The following is a 588-nucleotide window of genomic DNA, read 5'->3' as shown; positions in this document are numbered from 1 at the left end:
AATAAACAAATGTGCCAGGTTCTTAAATCCAAAACAACCACGTTTAAGCTGTTTAATCTTTCGAATGATACCTTCTAAGGGTCCGTTTGAATATTGGTAACAACAAGCATTTTCGATTCCTTGCCAGTTCTTTCTAAAAGTTGAGATAACTGTATCCATTTCACTTTGAATTGGCTGATAATGATTGATTAGCTCTTTAAGGGTTGTCGTATCACCTTCTTGGATAGCATGGAGAATTGTTTGGTAACTTGTATAGACTCGTTTAAAACTAGGAAATTGATCAGTGATCGTGTCCACTACTTCTTGGTCAGTAAGATATTCATTCAAACCACGTTTGAACTGCTTCCGTTGGGAATTAAGTTGGCTTTCATTTCGATGGAACAACCGCCATTGCGACTTAAGCATTTTATAGTGACGGCAGCGGTGATCAGAAAGCTCGCGAAGAATTGACAACCGAGCTTGATCTAAAGCACGTCCAGCTAACTGAATGATATGGAAACGGTCAATGATAATCTTGGCGTTAGGGAAGATACGGTGGATAAAGTGTTGGTACTGGGCATTTAAATCCATCGTGACTGCTTCAACTGC

The 588-nt window shown here is 39.5% G+C and carries 1 protein-coding gene; it reads right to left on the bottom strand.

The window, feature by feature from the left end; all coding sequences use genetic code 11:
* Window positions 1-588: transposase (locus tag KTE19_RS13700; protein ID WP_217342521.1), on the bottom strand; the 588-nt coding region annotated here is incomplete at both ends.

Source organism: Lentilactobacillus dabitei, from assembly GCF_019061365.1.
In the GTDB taxonomy this organism is placed as follows: domain Bacteria; phylum Bacillota; class Bacilli; order Lactobacillales; family Lactobacillaceae; genus Lentilactobacillus; species Lentilactobacillus dabitei.
Note: the sequence above shows the minus strand (reverse complement) of the source record. Positions and strands in the feature narration are given on the sequence as shown.